At 64.5% G+C, this 16,312-nt stretch carries 15 protein-coding genes; 8 read left to right on the top strand and 7 right to left on the bottom strand.

Features of this window, described 5'->3' with window-relative positions:
- Positions 1–8: 8 nt before the first annotated feature.
- A complete protein-coding gene (locus EP380_RS23850) occupies positions 9–143 on the bottom strand; it encodes a hypothetical protein (protein ID WP_275068978.1) in 135 nt (44 codons plus the stop codon).
- 122 nt (positions 144–265) lie between these two features.
- Between EP380_RS23850 and EP380_RS03305 the strand changes: the two genes are divergently transcribed.
- From EP380_RS03305 to EP380_RS03275, 8 genes are all read left to right on the top strand, one after another.
- The gene (locus EP380_RS03305; protein WP_127596543.1) at positions 266–538 is read left to right on the top strand and encodes a hypothetical protein; all 273 of its coding nucleotides are present in this window, start codon (positions 266–268) and stop codon (positions 536–538) included.
- Between the two features lie 325 nt (positions 539–863).
- Positions 864–1,004 (top strand): hypothetical protein, encoded by a 141-nt coding sequence (locus EP380_RS23490; RefSeq protein ID WP_158264339.1) that lies wholly within the window; start codon positions 864–866, stop codon positions 1,002–1,004.
- Between the two features lie 35 nt (positions 1,005–1,039).
- On the top strand, positions 1,040–1,879 hold the full coding sequence (locus EP380_RS03300; protein WP_106571183.1) for a transporter substrate-binding domain-containing protein: 840 nt from the start codon (positions 1,040–1,042) through the stop codon (positions 1,877–1,879).
- Between the two features lie 88 nt (positions 1,880–1,967).
- Positions 1,968–2,633, top strand: coding sequence for an ectoine/hydroxyectoine ABC transporter permease subunit EhuC (gene ehuC / locus EP380_RS03295; RefSeq protein WP_106571184.1), 666 nt, complete (start codon positions 1,968–1,970; stop codon positions 2,631–2,633).
- Between the two features lie 3 nt (positions 2,634–2,636).
- Positions 2,637–3,308: an ectoine/hydroxyectoine ABC transporter permease subunit EhuD gene (gene ehuD, locus EP380_RS03290; protein ID WP_106571185.1), complete on the top strand. Its 672-nt coding sequence runs from the start codon at positions 2,637–2,639 to the stop codon at positions 3,306–3,308.
- Positions 3,309–3,316: 8 nt separating this feature from the next.
- Positions 3,317–4,123: an ectoine/hydroxyectoine ABC transporter ATP-binding protein EhuA gene (gene ehuA / locus EP380_RS03285; protein WP_338036287.1), complete on the top strand. Its 807-nt coding sequence runs from the start codon at positions 3,317–3,319 to the stop codon at positions 4,121–4,123.
- Positions 4,124–4,260: 137 nt separating this feature from the next.
- Entirely contained in the window at positions 4,261–5,589 is a 1,329-nt protein-coding gene (locus EP380_RS03280; RefSeq protein ID WP_106571187.1) for a nucleotide sugar dehydrogenase, read from the top strand.
- A 3-nt stretch (positions 5,590–5,592) separates the two neighbouring features.
- The gene (locus EP380_RS03275) at positions 5,593–6,615 is read left to right on the top strand and encodes an NAD-dependent epimerase (protein WP_127596540.1); all 1,023 of its coding nucleotides are present in this window, start codon (positions 5,593–5,595) and stop codon (positions 6,613–6,615) included.
- A 39-nt stretch (positions 6,616–6,654) separates the two neighbouring features.
- On the opposite strand, the gene cysN is transcribed toward EP380_RS03275, so the two are convergent.
- The 6 genes from cysN to asnB form a co-directional block, all read right to left on the bottom strand.
- On the bottom strand, positions 6,655–8,592 hold the full coding sequence (gene cysN, locus EP380_RS03270; RefSeq protein WP_127596537.1) for a sulfate adenylyltransferase subunit CysN: 1,938 nt from the start codon (positions 8,590–8,592) through the stop codon (positions 6,655–6,657).
- Between the two features lie 2 nt (positions 8,593–8,594).
- On the bottom strand, positions 8,595–9,518 hold the full coding sequence (gene cysD, locus EP380_RS03265) for a sulfate adenylyltransferase subunit CysD (RefSeq protein ID WP_127596534.1): 924 nt from the start codon (positions 9,516–9,518) through the stop codon (positions 8,595–8,597).
- Between the two features lie 229 nt (positions 9,519–9,747).
- The gene (locus EP380_RS03260) at positions 9,748–11,010 is read right to left on the bottom strand and encodes a glycosyltransferase family 4 protein (protein WP_127596532.1); all 1,263 of its coding nucleotides are present in this window, start codon (positions 11,008–11,010) and stop codon (positions 9,748–9,750) included.
- Positions 11,010–12,668 (bottom strand): heparinase II/III family protein, encoded by a 1,659-nt coding sequence (locus EP380_RS03255; RefSeq protein WP_127596529.1) that lies wholly within the window; start codon positions 12,666–12,668, stop codon positions 11,010–11,012. The genes EP380_RS03260 and EP380_RS03255 overlap by 1 nt, the downstream gene beginning before the upstream one ends.
- Positions 12,669–12,818: 150 nt before the next feature.
- Entirely contained in the window at positions 12,819–14,174 is a 1,356-nt protein-coding gene (locus EP380_RS03250) for a DUF2793 domain-containing protein (RefSeq protein WP_127596525.1), read from the bottom strand.
- Between the two features lie 78 nt (positions 14,175–14,252).
- Positions 14,253–16,274 (bottom strand): asparagine synthase (glutamine-hydrolyzing), encoded by a 2,022-nt coding sequence (gene asnB / locus EP380_RS03245; protein ID WP_238719689.1) that lies wholly within the window; start codon positions 16,272–16,274, stop codon positions 14,253–14,255.
- Positions 16,275–16,312 lie beyond the last annotated feature (38 nt).

The following is a 16,312-nucleotide window of genomic DNA, read 5'->3' as shown; positions in this document are numbered from 1 at the left end:
CCCCTGTCTCAGAAACCGGCACCACCTCTCTGCGCCTCTTGATCCGTGTTGAAAATCTCAGGCCTGCCGTGCCGGTCGATCGCCTCTTCATGCGCGGCAACACAGTATTCGTCATCCATCGCTTTCAAAAAGAAATCGTTCACAAAATGGGAAATTCTGGTATATTTCAAATATATAATATAATATATTTAAACATTGTTTTATCCCTACCATTCACCTTGAAATACGGCGCGAATCCCCTCATTCTACTATTGGTGGGATTGCCATGGAAAACTGGACCTATGTCGTGGCGTTCTTGGCCGGTCCAGCAGTGGGGCTGGGTTTAAGCTGGCGCGTTCGGGACGTTCCTGCACAAACAGCCTTTGTATGCGGCTTGTGCGTTTTCGCGCTGCTTCTGGCGGCCAAACTCCATGCGCCTTTCGTCACCGACCTTCCCGATGAATGCGTGTTCGGGCTGTTTCAGACCAGCGACAAAACGCGCTGTCATGCGACGACCTCGTCCGTCGATCACCGGCAAGCGCGGCGCAAACGCCAATGATGATGCCCTGGCGGTGAAGACGCGACGCCGCCTCCATTGGCGGTCGAAGGGCGATTCGGCGACGCGGCGCGACCGGCGGCGACGCCGGCCCTTGGGCCGCGCTTGACGGTTTTTTGACGCCCGGCATGCGGCTGGAACCGGGCGCGTTGCGGGCATTCAGCACGTTCTAATCCACAGTTACGGCAGCGGCACCGGCGCGCGCGGTTGCCCTGATGCTGTTCAGTGTATAAACAATCTTCAAGGTGGCGTCCGCCGCCGGCTGTCTCCGACGCACCAGAACAGCGCCTCGCTCACGAGCCCTTCGGGCTTCGGGGCTGCGGGAGACATGACGCGCCGCACCCCGTCCGCGATGGGGTGCGAGACAGGGAAAAATCATGGTGAAGCCTCACTGCTGATTTCGATATCTCGGCGTTTTTGCAAAGCCGTTGCCGCGCCGGGCGAACGGCTGGCGGCGCTGCGCACCTGACCGTCAGTTTTCAACCAACCGAAAAGGAGAGTTCGTTGCTTAAATCAATCATCAAGGTGGCCCTGGCCGGCATCGCGGGCAGCCTCGTGGCCGCCACCGTTCAGGCCGGCCCCCTTGCCGAACGTATCGAGGCGGGCGAGCCGATCCGGCTGGGTTTCGCCGCCGCACCGCCATGGGCGTATCCGGGCGAGGACGGGTCCGCCCAGGGCTTCGTCAACGGCATCACGATCGATGTCCTCAAGAAGATGGGCTACACCAATATCGAACCCGTCCTGACCGACTGGTCGGCGCTGATCCCCAGCGTGAACGCCAACCGGGTCGATATCGTGACCGGCGGCATGTACGTTCTTCCCGCGCGCTGCGCGAACATGGACTTTTCCGATCCGATCGGCGCGTTCGGCGACGTGTTTCTCGTGCCCGCCGGCAATCCGAAAGGCATCGAGACCTATCAGGACCTGATCGACCAGGACCTGACGATGGTCGCGACGGCGGGCTACAACACGATCGCGGACGCGAAGGCGGCCGGCGTTCCCGACAGCAAAGTGATGGTGGTCCCCGATTCGACGGCGGCCCTGGCCGCCTTGCGCGCAGGCCGGGCCGATGCCCTGGCCACGACGATCCTCGAGGCCAACGACATGGCCGGCAAGGCCGACGGGATCGAGGTAACCGATCCCGATGCGTTCACCGGACGCAAGAAACAGGTGGTGGCGGTCGGCTTCCGCCCCGCCGACGACGATTTCCGTCAGGACTTCAACAAGGCGCTCGCCGGTTATATCGGCTCCGACGAGATGATGGAGACCGTCGCCGCCGACGGTTATGTCGACACCTACCTGCCCGGCGATGCAAGCACGCAGCAAGCCTGCCAAGCCGACTGACGCACACTGAAAACAGGATCGGGAGCCGGGCAGCGATGCCGTCCGGCTCCCTCAACACGTCAGGCCCGCGAAGGGCGGCTGGGAATTGATGTCTTATCTGGAGTTTCTAAACACATATGGCGAGGCGCTGATCGGCGGCTCGCTGATGACGGTCGCGCAGTTCGTGCTGGCCGCGCTCGTCGCCGTGGCGGCCGCGCTCGTCGCCGGGTTGATGAAGCTTGCGCCGGTCAAATCCGTGCGCGGCATCGCCACCGTCTATATCGAGCTGTTTCGCGGCACCTCGCTGCTGGTGCAGCTTTACTGGGTGTTTTTTGCGCTGCCGCTGTTCGGCGTGAGCCTGCATAAATTCACCGCGGGCTTTCTCACGGTCGGACTGTGTTTCGGCGCCTATGGCGCCGAACTTGTGCGCGGGGCGGTCGCGTCGGTGCCGAAGGGGCAATGGGAGGCGGCATTGGCGCTCAACCTGTCGCCGGCGCGACGGATGTGGCGCATCATCCTGCCGCAGGCCTTCATCATCATGCTGCCGCCGTGGGGCAACCTGATGGTGGAGATCCTGAAGGGCACGGCCCTGGTCGCGCTGATCTCGGTTGCCGACCTGATGTTCGAGGCGCGCCAGATCAACAGCGCCACCTATCTTTCGGCCCAGGCCTTCGGCACGGCGCTGATCCTCTACTACATCTTCGCGCGGTTTACGGTCACGCCGCTGATGCGCTGGCTCGAGCGCACCATGGCGCGCCGGATCGGGAAGGGTTGAGACATGCTCGAATGGAAATGGGATTTCACCTGGACGATCCTGCCGCGCCTGATCGAGGCGACAGGCAAGACCGTGCTGGCCGCCGGCGGCGGCTTTGCGGTCGCGCTCGTGCTGGGACTGGTGCTGACCTTGGCGCAGCGCACGCGTTTTCGCCCCTTGACCGTGATCACGCGCGAACTCGTCGAACTCGTCCGCTCCACGCCGCTGCTGCTGCAGGTCTTCTTCGTCTATTATGTCGGACCGCAGTTCGGCCTGCGCCTGTCGCCGTGGACGGCCGGCCTGATCGCCATCGGCCTGCACTACGCCGCCTATCTTTCGGAAGTCTATCGCGGCGGCATCGAAAGCGTGCCGAAGGGACAGTGGGAGGCCGCCAAGGCCATCAACCTGTCGGTGATCAAGACCTATCGCCGCATCATCCTGCCGCAGGCGCTGCCACCCGCACTGGCAGGCGTCGGCAATTATCTGGTCGGCATCCTGAAGGATACGCCGATGCTGTCGGTGATCGGCGTGGCGGAGCTGATGCACACCGCCAACGCCATCGGCGCCGAAAACTATCGCTATCTGGAGCCCTACACCATCGTCGGCCTGGTCTTTCTGGCGCTCTCGCTGCCCCTGGCCTGGCTGTTTCGCCGTTTCGAAACCACGGTGCGGCGCAAACTTGGATTGATCAAATGACGGAAGACATGACCCAATACCCCTTGAGGCTGGAAGGCGACGACGCGCCGATGATCCGGTTTCAGAACGTCACCAAGAAATATGGCGACCTGACCGTGCTCGACCGCCTCGATCTCGACGTGGCGGCAGGCGAGATGGTGACGATCATCGGGCCTTCCGGCTCGGGAAAAACCACCGTTCTGCGCATGCTGATGACACTCGAGCAGATCGACGCCGGCGTGATCTATGTCGACGGCGAACCGCTCACCCACATGGAAAAGGGCGGCCGGCTGGTGCGCGGCGACGCCCAGCATCTGCGGCGCATGCGCGGCAAGATCGGCATGTGTTTCCAGCATTTCAACCTGTTTCCGCACATGACCGCGCTCGGCAATTGCATGGAAGGCCCGGTGCAGGTTCTCGGACTGTCGAAAAGAGAGGCCGAGGAACGCGCCCTGGAACTGCTGGACATGGTCGGCATGGCGGAAAAACGCGACGAGCATCCCTCGCGGCTGTCCGGCGGACAGCAGCAGCGGGTGGCGATCGCCCGCGCGCTGGCGATGCGCCCGCAGGTCATGCTCTTCGACGAGGTGACGTCGGCGCTCGACCCGGAGGTCATCAGCGAGGTGACCAGCGTGATCCGCGCGCTGGCCGATCAGCACCAGCTGACCATGCTTATGGTCACCCACCAGATGGGTTTCGCCAAGGAGATTTCCGACCGCGTGGTGTTCTTCTACGACGGCAGCATCGAGGAACAGGGAACGCCCGACAAGCTCTTCGACAGTCCGGACAAGGAACGGACCCAGCAATTCCTCAGCGCCGTCCTGGAGGCGACCTAGACGGGGTTTGCGCAAGCCGGTCGCGCTGCCGGGGCCGTCGCGACCGGGCCGGCGGCTGGCCGCGGCGATGTTTGGGTTTGCCGGGACCGACGGTCCTGCTACAGCAAGTCCGGCATGGAAGCGAGCGACCCAAGCGCATGGCGGAAACGGATATAGTCGAAGGAACGTCCGAGGGTGCGGACGCGCCGCTTGATCCCGGCAAAGCCACGATCGGCATAATCGGGCTCGGCTATGTCGGCCTGCCGCTCGCCGTGGCGTTCGGCAAGCGCGGCCGGGTGATCGGCTTCGACGTCAACCCGGAGCGCGTGGCCGACCTCAACGCCGGACGGGATGCTACCCGCGAGGTCGACGCGGCCGCGCTCGCGGCGGCCCGCCACCTCACCTTCACCAGCACGGCGGACGACCTCGCCGCCTGCTCCGTCTTCGTCGTGGCGGTGCCGACCCCGGTCGACGCGGCCAACCGGCCCGATCTCAGCCGGCTCGAACAGGCCAGCGAGACGGTCGGCGGCGTTTTGAAAAAGGGCGCGCTGGTCGTCTACGAGTCGACCGTCTACCCAGGCTGCACGCGCAGCGTCTGCGCGCCGATCCTGGCACGGCGTTCCGGCCTCGTCCCCGACCGCGACTTTTTCGTCGGCTACAGCCCCGAGCGGATCAATCCGGGCGATCCGGCGCGGCGCCTGGGCGACATCGTCAAGGTCACCAGCGGGTCGACGCCGGCGGCCGCCGACGCCGTCGACGCGCTTTATGCCGCGATCGTGCCGGCGGGCACCCACAAGACGTCCTCGATCGAGGTCGCCGAGGCGGCCAAGGTGATCGAGAACACCCAGCGCGACCTCAACATCGCGCTGATGAACGAGCTGGCCATCGTCTTCCACCGGCTCGGGCTCGACACGAAAGAGGTCTTGCAGGCGGCTTCGACCAAATGGAATTTCCTGCCGTTCACGCCCGGACTGGTCGGCGGCCACTGCATCGGGGTCGACCCATATTATCTCACCCACCGGGCCCAGGAGGTCGGCTACCATCCGGAGATCATCCTGGCCGGCCGGCGCATCAACGACCGCATGGGCGGCCACGTGGTCGAGCGGGTGGCGCGGCTGATGATGAAAAACCGCCTGCCCGTGGTCGGCAGCCGGGTTCTGGTGATGGGGCTCGCCTTCAAGGAAAACTGCCCCGACGTTCGCAACACACGCGTGATCGACATCGTTCGCGGGCTCGCCGAGCTCAACGCCGACGTCGAGGTGTGGGATCCCTGGGTCGATCCCGCGACCGCGCAACGGGAGTTCGGGCTTGAAATCCTAACGAGCGCGCCGCAAGAGAGGCATTATGACGCCATCATCCTCGCCGTTGCCCATCGTGACTTCGTCGACCTGGGGGCGGCGTGGCTGCGCGCGCGCGGCAGGCCGGGCGCGGTGATCTTCGACGTCAAGAGCGTTTTTGCCAAACACGACAGCGACGGACGGCTCTAGACCATGAACGTGCTCGTCACCGGCACCGCCGGCTTTATCGGTTTTCACGTCGCCAAACACCTGCTGGAACGCGGCGACACCGTGGTCGGCTTCGACGTCGTCAACGATTATTACGACCCGTCCCTGAAAGAGGCCCGGCTCGGCGTCCTGGAGGGGCTGGCAGGCGCCCGGCAAGGATCGTTCCGGTTCGTGCGCGCCGACCTCGCCGACGCGACGGCCGTCGAGGCCTGTTTTACCGAACACCGCTTCGACCGGGTCATCCATCTCGCCGCGCAGGCCGGCGTGCGCTATTCGCTCGACAATCCGCGCGCCTATGTGCACAGCAACATCGTCGCCTTCACCAACCTGCTGGAAGCCTGCCGGTACGCCAAGGTCGCGCATCTGACCTATGCCAGCACGAGCAGCGTCTACGGCGCCAACACGGCGATGCCGTTTTCCGAAAACCAGGCCGCCGTGCATCCGCTGCAATTCTACGCCGCCACCAAGCGCGCCAACGAATTGATGGCCCATTCCTACAGCCATCTGTTTGGGCTGCCGACCACGGGCCTGCGCTTCTTCACCGTCTACGGTCCGTGGGGGCGGCCCGACATGGCGCTGTTCAAATTCACCAAAAACATCCTGGCCGGCGAACCGATCGAGATTTTCAACAATGGCGACCATATGCGCGACTTCACCTATGTCGACGACATCGTCGAGGGCGTGGTGCGCACCAGCGACCGGATCGCGGCGCCGGATCCAGGCTGGGACAGCGACGCGCCCGCGCCCGACAGGAGCAACGCGCCCTACCGGATCTTCAATATCGGCAACAGCCAGCCGGTGAAGCTGCTCGACTATGTCGAAGCGATCGAGGCGGCGCTGGGCAAAAAGGCCGAGCGTCGCTTTCTGCCGCTGCAGGCCGGCGACGTGCCGTCGACCTGGGCCGATGTGAGCGCGCTGCAGACCGCGGTCGGCTACCGTCCCGCGACCTCGGTGCGCGAGGGCGTTGCCCGTTTCGTGGCCTGGTATCGCGACTATTACGGCGTTTGAGCGAGCGCGCGCACGCGCGCGCGACACTCCTCGTTTCGCTCAGATGCCACCGCCGTCGCCGAAATGCTGGCCGGAAATGTCGCGCGCTGCCAACCAGCGCTCGATCTCGGCGATGGCGTCGTCCGGCCGGCTTTCCTGGGTGCGAATATGGATATCGGGGGCGTCCGGCGCCTCGTAGGGCGACCCGATGCCGGTAAAATTCAAGATCTCGCCCTTGCGCGCCTTGGCGTAAAGCCCCTTGGGATCGCGCGCCGCGCAGTCCTCGAGCGGCGTATCGACGAATATTTCCGCAAAGGCCACGTCGCCCATCAGCGCGCGCGCCATGGCGCGCTCGGCCCTGAAGGGCGAGATGAACGACACCAGAACGATCAGCCCGGCATCGGCCATCAGCTTCGCCGTCTCGGCGACCCGGCGGATATTCTCGACCCGGTCGGCCTCGGAAAAACCGAGGTCGCGGTTCAGCCCGTGGCGGATATTGTCGCCGTCGAGAATATAGGTGTGCCGCCCCTCGGCATGCAGCTTGCGCTCGAGCCGGTTGGCGATCGTCGACTTGCCCGACCCCGACAGGCCGGTGAACCACAGCACCGCCGGCTTCTGCCCCTTGATCGCCGCGCGCGCGCCGGCGTCGACGTCGAGCCCTTGCCAGTGGATATTGTCGGCGCGGCGCAGCGGATGCGCAATCATGCCGGCGCCGACCGTGGCATTGGTCATGCGGTCGATCAAGACAAACGCGCCGGTGGCGCGGTTTTCGCCGTAGGGGTCGAAGGCGATCGGCGCCTGGGTGGCGATCTCGGCCACGCCGACCTCGTTGAACGCCAGCGTTTTCGCCGGCTGGCGGGCAAAGCTGTTAATGTCGACCCGCGCCTTGAGTGCGCTGACATGCGCCGGCACCTCGTCGGTCTCGGTACGCAGCAGATAGGAGCGGCCGGGCACCAGCGCGCTTTCGCCGAACCACACGATATTGGCGGCGAACCGGTCGGCGACATGCGGCCTGGCCGTCGGCGCAACCAGCATGTTGCCGCGCGAGACCTCGACCTCGTCGGCCAGCACCAATGTGACGGCCTGGCCCTCGCGGGCACTATCGAGATCGCCGTCGCGGGTGACGATGCGCGCCAGCGTGGAGGCGCGGCCGGATTTGGCCACGACGACCTCGTCGCCGACGGCGACCGAGCCCGAGGCGATCGTGCCGGCAATGCCGCGAAAGTCGAGATTGGGCCGCACAACATATTGGACGGGAAAGCGGAACGGCCGCGCGGCGGCGGGCGGGTCGATGGCGACGGTTTCGAGATGGTCGAGCAGCGTCGGCCCGCCGAACCAACCCAGACGCTCGGAGGGCGCGCTGACATTGTCGCCGTAGCGCGCCGAGATCGGCAGCGCGGTGACGGTTTCGAAGCCGAGTTCTTCGGTCAGCGCGGCGTAGTCGTCGGCGATGGCGTCGAAGGCGGTCTTGGAAAAATCGACCAGGTCGATCTTGTTGACGGCGAGCACGATGTGGCGAATGCCGAGCAGCGCGGCGATGTAGGTATGGCGCCGGGTCTGGCGCATGATGCCGGCACGCGCGTCGACCAGGACGATCGCCAGGTCGGCGGTCGAGGCGCCGGTGGCCATGTTGCGGGTATATTGCTCGTGGCCGGGCGTGTCGGCGACGATGAATTTGCGCCGCTCGGTGGCGAAGAAGCGATAGGCGACGTCGATGGTGATGCCCTGCTCGCGCTCGGCCTCCAGCCCGTCGACCAGCAGGGCGAAATCGATCTCCTCGCCGGCCGTGCCGTGCCGGCGCGAATCGTTTTCGAGCGCGGCGAGCTGGTCCTCGAAAATCAGCCTGGCGTCGAACAGCAGCCGGCCGATCAGCGTCGACTTGCCGTCGTCGACCGATCCGCAGGTCAAAAACCGCAGCAGCGACTTGCGCTCCTGGCCGGCGAGATAGGCGCGCACGCCGTCGCGCTGTTCGATGGCGCGGGGGGACACATGTTCCATCGTCAAAAATAGCCTTCGCGCTTTTTCTTCTCCATCGAGCCCGCCTCGTCGCGGTCGATCAGCCGGCCCTGGCGCTCGGAGGTGCGCGCGACCAGCATCTCGCCGACGATCTCTTCCAGGCTGGTCGCCTGCGACTCGATCGCGCCGGTGAGCGGGTAGCAGCCGAGCGTGCGGAAACGGACCATAAGCCGGCGCGGGACCTCGCCCGGCCGCAGCTTCAGCCGCGCGTCGTCGACCATGATCAGCATGCCGTCGCGCTCGACGACCGGGCGCGGCGCGGCGAAATAAAGCGGCACGATCGGGATGTCCTCGCGCAGGATGTATTGCCAGATGTCGAGTTCGGTCCAGTTCGACAGCGGAAAGACGCGGATCGATTCCCCCGGGCTGACGCGAGTGTTGTAGATCTTCCACATTTCCGGGCGCTGGGTCTTCGGATCCCAGCCGTGCTGGGCGTTGCGGAAGGAGAACACGCGCTCCTTGGCGCGCGATTTTTCCTCGTCGCGCCGCGCGCCGCCGAAGGCGGCGTCGAATTTATGGGCGTCGAGCGCCTGGCGCAGCGCCACCGTTTTCATGATGTTGGTGTGGACGCTGGAACCGTGGTCGATCGGGTTGATGCCCTCGCGCAGGCCGTCCTGGTTGACGTGGACCAGAAGATCGAAGCCGAGTTCGGCCGCCATCCGGTCGCGAAAGGCGATCATCTCGCGGAATTTCCAGGTGGTGTCGACATGCAGGAACGGAAAAGGCGGCTTGGCCGGATAAAAGGCCTTCATCGCCAGATGCAGCATGACGGCGGAATCCTTGCCGACCGAGTAGAGCATCACCGGCCGGGAGAAGGCCGCCGCGACCTCTCGGAAAATGTGGATCGCCTCGGCTTCGAGCCGATCGAGATGGGTGAGCGTGTCGTGGCCGCCGCGGTTCTGGAGCATCGGGTTCGCGCTTTCGAAGCAACCGGGATCTCGCATCCCGGCATCCGGCCCGAACCTGCCGCTCCGGGCGGCACTTCTCAAGGCGCGCGATCCTCCGCGGCAGCGCGCAGGCGAAGCATTTTTTTGCGTTTGGGCGTCATCGTGGAAACTTCGTCGCCGACGCGCCGCCCTCGCGCGCCCGGCATCCCGAGCAGTCGGACTGGAGCGGTGCCGACGCGGCGGTTGCCGCTCAGCCGCGCGCCGCGCCCTCGTTGCCCTTGTCGCCGCTGTCGCGCCCTGCGGCCAGTTCCTCCAGCGCCTCCAGCATCAGGTCGGCCTGCTTGGTGCGGTGGAACTGCGCCGAGGCGGCCACGCCCGCCGCCGACAGGGCCTTGCGCCGTGCGGGATCGTTGGCGAGCGCGGTGACGGCATCGGCAAGCGCGCCGGCATTGCCGGCCTCGACATGGACCGCGGAACCGAGCGGCGTCAAAAGCTCTTCCAGCTCGCCCTTCACATTGGTGACGATCGGCGTGCCGGTGGCCATCGCCTCGAAGATCTTCGAGGGGATCACGGTGCGAAACAGCGGGTGATCCTTCAGCACCACCAGGGTCATGTCGCTGAGGCGCCAATAATCGGGCACGGCATCATGCGCGACGCGGTCGACGAACATCATGTTTTCGAGCTGCCGCTCGGCGGCCATGGCCTTGAGCCGCTCGCGCTCGGCGCCGCTGCCGACCATCAGCAGCGTGACCTGCGGCGCCTGCGCGGCCAGCCTGGCGGCGGCCTCGATCAGCATGTCGAGGCCGTGCGCCATGCCGATCGTGCCGATATAGGACACCACGATGCGCTCGCTCAGCCCCAGCTCGGCGCGCAGATCGTCGGCCGGCCCCGGCGAAAACCGGCTCAGATCGGCGCCGTTGCGCACGACGCGGATTTTCTCGGGATCGATGCCGGTCTCGGCCAGGTGGCGGCGAAAGGCGTTGGTGACGGAGACGATCAGGTTCGCGCGGCGATAGAGAAAATATTCCAGCTTGCGCACCATGCGCAGCAAGGCGCCATCCTTGAGCGCGCCGACGGCGATGATGGAATCGGGCCACAGATCCCTGAGCTCGAACACGAAGGGCCGCCGGCGCAGCACCGACGTCATCCAGCCGGCCACGGCCGCAAAGAATTGCGGCGAGGTGGCGACGACGATGTCGGGGCGCTTCACGAACGGCGCGGCGACCGTCGCGCTGACCATGTAGCTGACGAAATCGGCAATGCGCTTGGCGGTGCCGGCATTGGGAAAGATCAGCGTCGGGACGCGGATCACATCGACCCCGTCGACGGTCTCGCGCTTCCACAGCGACTGTTTGTATCCGGCAAACAGCTTGCCTTCGGGAAAATTCGGGAAACTCGTCACCACCGTGACCTGGTGGCCGCGCTCCACCCAGCGACGGGCATGCGCGCTGCTCCTGAGCGCGGCGGCGTTGGTTTCGGGCGGATAATTGTCGGAAAGCAGGAGAATGCGCATCAGGCCAGGAACTCGACCGAAACTTCGATGGGAAGATCGCGCGTCACGCGCCAGACCAGCACCGGGCGCGGCCTGCATATGCCGAATTCGGGCGCGTAGTGCCCGGGTTCGATCGCCAGCCCATCGGCGCCTTTGACGGCGACCGTCACCACCCGCCCGTCGGGCATGGCGAGGCAGAAACCGCCGTCGGTCTGCTCGACCCGGTCCACGTCCGGATGGAGCGGAAAACGGCCGACGGCCGCGTGGCGCCCCCCGCCCTCGATGCGGTCCACGATCCTGACCGCGCCGGCAGTGACCTTGACGTCGCGCGCGTGCAGCGGGCTGCCAGCGAGAAAACGATACCCGTCATGACCGCCTTGCGCGTGCACCGCGCCGTCGGCCACCTTGGTCGTCACCGCGCCGGGACGGGCGCGGCGGCCGACCCGGAAACTTGCCCACACTTCGGAGGAGTTCGCGCCGTCGAGCTCCACGGTGGCGTGGGCGCTGGTCGCTCGCTCGGCCTCGCGCTCGGGGCCCGGCGCATAGGTCGAGGTTCCGGTGTTGGTGACGAGGCGCGCGCCGGCCAGCGAGATTTCGAGCGACAGCGTGTCGGCATGCGCGTGGCCGGGAATATAGTCGGGACCGACCGGCGCGGCGTCGAAGAAAACGCACCAGGGCCCCTCCTGCAGCCGCACATAACCGCTGTCGGCCAGATGGGCGAGCGCCGGCGGCGATGCCGGCGCGGCAATGCCGACCCGGCCGGCATAGGCGCTGAGCTGCGCCAGGTTGCGGGCCTGGCCGAGCGCGGCATCGTTGAAGAAGGCGATCTCGCCGTCGGGATGGCTCATCGCGGCCAGCCAGGCGATCATGCGCGCGGCGCGGCCTTGCCAGTCCTGGTCGGCGGCGGCCCGGCCGAGCGCGTCGGGATAGATCGCGGCAAGCTGGACGAGATCGATCACGTCTTCCAGGATCAGCGCATGATACATCGGGCTGAGCTCGAAATGCCCGCCATCGGCCAGCACCTGCTCGTCGAGTTCGCGGGCCATGATGGCCAGCCCGGCGTTCAGCCAGCGCTCGGCCTCGGGGCCGGAAAAATAGGCGCCAGCGAAGATCAGCGCCTTGGCATTGGCGAACAGATGGTTGCCGAGCAGGTGGAACTCGAGCGATCCGGCGAGCGCGCGCGTCTGCCGGGCGAGACTGTCGAGCGCCTTGGCGTCAAGCGGCAGGCCGGCCAGCGCGGCGGCGATCCAGTTCACGATACGCCGCGACAGCGTGTAGGGCTCCCAGCCATTGCCGGCAAGCGGCGGATTGTCGTCGATCCAGCGGTCGACCAGCGCCAGATGCCAGGCCCTGCGAGCGGGCGCTTCGTCGGCCACGAGGTCGTCGAAATAATGCAGATTGTAGAGCCAGAGCTTGGGCATCGAAGCGTCGTTCCAGCCCGTCAGCGCGTCGAGGCCGGCCTCGCGCGCCAGGAACCGGAACCGCGACGGGCCGACGAGGCTCGGCGGCCGGCCCGCGCAGGGTGTCCAGCCGGCCGCGGCCGCGCGCAGGGGCGGCGTCGCCCCGCCGACCTTAGGGGCGGCACGCAGGCGGCGGCCGACGCGGTCGGAAATCTGGCCCGGGCGCAGATAACGCACGGTCCGCAACAGGCGCCCGGCCTTGGATAGGGAAGCTCGCATGCAGCTCTCGGTGGAACGGTTCGGGAGACCGGCTTTCCCAACCACAGGAAATCGGCAATTGCAAGCATCGGCGCCGGCCGCAGCCCACCCGGCGGCCGACAGCGACCGGATGGAACGCAGGCCGCCGGCGCCGGCGCGCCGGCCATCCGCTCAGCCGAACATCCGGGCGTTCATCAAGACGCCGAGCTCGGGATCGAGATCGACATGGCCGAAGACGATCTTTGGCAGCGCGAGCCACACCGCGCCCGACAGCGGCAGCTTGAGCTGGGCGAGATCGTAGGCGTAGCCATACTGATTGGGAACGTTGTGGACGCAGATATGCGTCCAGCCGTCGCCATTGGCGATCGTCTGGGCCGCCTTGGGCTGGGCGACGCCGTCGCGGCTGGCGCGCACGACCCGGCCGCTGTCGAGCGTCAGCGCGGCGGTGCCGGTCTTGACCTTGACGTGGTAGGCGAAGGTAAGCCGCCTCGGCAAGGCGGTGAACAGGGTGGTGAAGGCGAGGCCGTAAAGCGTGCCGCCGATATCGACCGGCTCGCTCATCGTCCCCGACGCCTTCTGGGTCACCTCGATCACGTACCATTCCGGCCCGAACCGGCGCGCGCCGGGCGGCCGGATCGCCTCGACCAGCGCCTTGACCTCGGCGTCGAGCGCGCCGGCCGCGCCGCCGTAATCGTCGTTGTCGTGGATGAACTTGGCGTGGGCGGCGAGCCCGGCGCCGGAGGTCGGGCTCAGATAGGTCGGCGCGGCATAGGCGATGCCGCTGAAGGCGGTGTTGTTGGCGTTGCCGTTAAAACGGCCGGAATCCGGCAGCACGTTCTGCACCATGTCGCGGCCGACGCGCAGATGGCCGATCACCGCCTCGCCGGCGGCGCGGTCGCCGCGCAGGATTTCGGTCCAGGCGGCGCCGTCGGGCGAGACGCGCACGGAGAAATCGTCGTCGCCGACCAGGCCGAGCTCGGCGCGGCCCGACCAGGCCGATTGCATCAACAGCGACAGCACGTCGGCCTCGCCCTCCTTGTTGAGCGTGTAGCGCAAATCGCCGTCGCCGCCCTCGGCCGCCGGTCTGGCCGTCCACAGCGCCTTGTTGAGCTTGGCCGAAAACGGGTTTGTCGCGTCGGCCGTCGTGCCGAGGCCGAGCAGGGCAAGGTTCTGCAGCGTGGTGATGGCGCCGGCGACGTCGGCCCAGGCCGTGCCGGTCCAGTAGCAAAGAAGCGCCTCGTCGGCGACGAAGGCGAGCCAGCCCTCGCCCGGCCGGTAGAACGCCCAGGCGCCGTCCTGTAAGGCGGCGATGCGGCCCTCCTGCCCGGCCCAGGCGCCGGTCGCGGTGGAGGCCACGATATACCGGTCGCCCTCGGCGGCGCCGCCGGGCGGCGCGGTCAGGTCGCGGTCGATGACGGCAAGCTGCACCACCGCGTCGAGCGCGCGCAGCGCCTCGTTGTGGGTGACGTGTTTTTGCGCCTGCGCCGGCGCGATCACGGGAAGCGAGAGATTTGCGGTTGCGTCCATGGAGCCCTTCCTGCGGAAAAGCCCTTAGGGTAGCGCGCGGCGCAAAAGGGGTGGATGGATGGAAGCATCTCGGCCCCATCAAGATCGGCTGGCTTTTCCACCGATCCAATATTCGTACCAACAAACGAGATTGTATACGGTCCACAGCTGAAGGCTTAGGTCGACGCGTCCTCCCCGATGTTCCCGAAACATTTCCCGTAGATAGTCGAGGTCGAGGAAATCGCGCTCACCGATTTCTGAATTGAGAATTTCGCTTTCGACCTTCCGGCCGAAATCGCCGCGCATCCATTGCGCCATTGGCGCACCAAATCCCATTTTCTTACGATAAATCAGATCGTCGGGGATAAGCCCCTCCACCGCCTTCTTCATCAAATATTTCCGGTCACCATTCTTGACCTTAAGATCGCCAGGAATCGAAAAAGTGAAATCAACTAAATCCCGATCCAAGAAGGGCACGCGCGCTTCCAATGATACCGACATGGTAATTTTATCCACACGCATCAAAAGAAGTTCTGCCAGTCGTAGACGAAATTCGTTGTAAGTCATGCGCGTTAGCGCATCTGCGGAGGGACAAGCGGCATCAAACTCACCATATAGCGCCTCAATAACCGCGAAACTGTCGGGAACCAAGATGCTGGGATCCAAAACACCCGCGTCAATCATCCTCTGGTAATGCGGGCCAGGTTTTAATCTGTCATATTTTACAAGCTGATCCTTGCGGGAATTCCACAAAGACATGGACAATATCCAAAAATACTCACGATCTCGGGCTGCCCGATCTAGCGTGTCCGCGACAAGTCGAGCTTTCGGATGCACCCAAGACAGACCGCGCGCACTCTTGGCTGCGAAGGACTGCACTCCCTTCGGCACATGTTTCTGCCATGGCTGCCAGAAACGATTATGGAGCTTCAGATAGCGAAGATAACCATCATATCCCGCGAACTGCTCGTCAGCGCCCTCTCCAACCTGTACTACGGTCACGCCGGAATCATGAGCAAGCTTGGAGACAAAATAGAGGGGGATGCAGACATAATCCGCCAGCGGTTCATCCTGATGATGAACCAGTTGATCAAGATAGCCGATCATGTCGTTTTCGTCGATCAGCACCTCGCGATAGTTCGCTCCGAACTGTTGCGCAGCCTGCCTAGCGAAGTCGAGTTCGTTCAGTTCTGGATGTCCCTTAAAACCAACAGTGAAAGTGTTCACCGGCTGATTGGTATATTTGCTCATGAGCGCGAGATTTGTGGTCGAATCGATACCACCGGACAGGAAGACCCCAAACGGCACATCCGACATCATTCGACGTTCGATCGATTCATCAAGTCGTTGTCGGATACCGTCTATAAAGAAGCGCTCAGTAGCAGCCGGGCTTAACCCTTTCAATTCTCGCTCGAGATCACAATTGCCCGGACTTGGTGAATAATAGCGTTTGAGTTCGATCCTTTTGTCTGCGCCGACCTTCAGCCAGCAACCGGCAGGCAATTTGTAAATGCCTTTAAACATAGTCAAAGGTGCTGGTGTGGTCAGAAAGCTGAGATAATGCACCATCGCTAAGGGATCGATATCGCGCTCGGCACGTGGGTGTTCGAGAATAGCTTTGATTTCCGAGGCGAACACGAACTCGCCATCGATTTCAGCGAAATAGACCGGCTTTACACCAACCGGATCACGGGCGAGATAAAGCGCTTGATCTTTCGTGTCATAGATGGCGAAAGCAAAATCACCCGACACTCGCTTGAGCAGGCCGCCAATGCCCCATTCTTCGAAGCCATGCACGAGCACTTCCGTATCGGAGTGATCGGTGACGAAGCGATGCCCGCTCTGAACGAGTTCCGGTCGTAAATCTGCATGATTGTAGATCTCACCATTGTAGGTCAGCCAAACATCCTTCTTTTCGTTTGGCATGGGCTGGTCTGCAAGACTGCTTAAATCAAGAATTGAAAGACGCCGGTGAGCCAAACCGACCGTCCCGTCTTCGGCGAGCCACAAGCCACCACCATCAGGCCCGCGATGAACCATCGCATCTCGCATCTTCGGCAGATATTCTAGAATGAAATCACCCTTGGAAGCCCAAGTGCGCATACCAACAATTCCACACATGCTAAAATCCTCTACTTTTGATTAAGTGCGTATATTAA

It is taken from the genome of Nitratireductor alexandrii (assembly GCF_004000215.1).
Classification (GTDB): Bacteria; Pseudomonadota; Alphaproteobacteria; order Rhizobiales; family Rhizobiaceae; genus Mangrovimarina; species Mangrovimarina alexandrii.
This window is presented reverse-complemented; position numbering and strand designations above follow the sequence as displayed.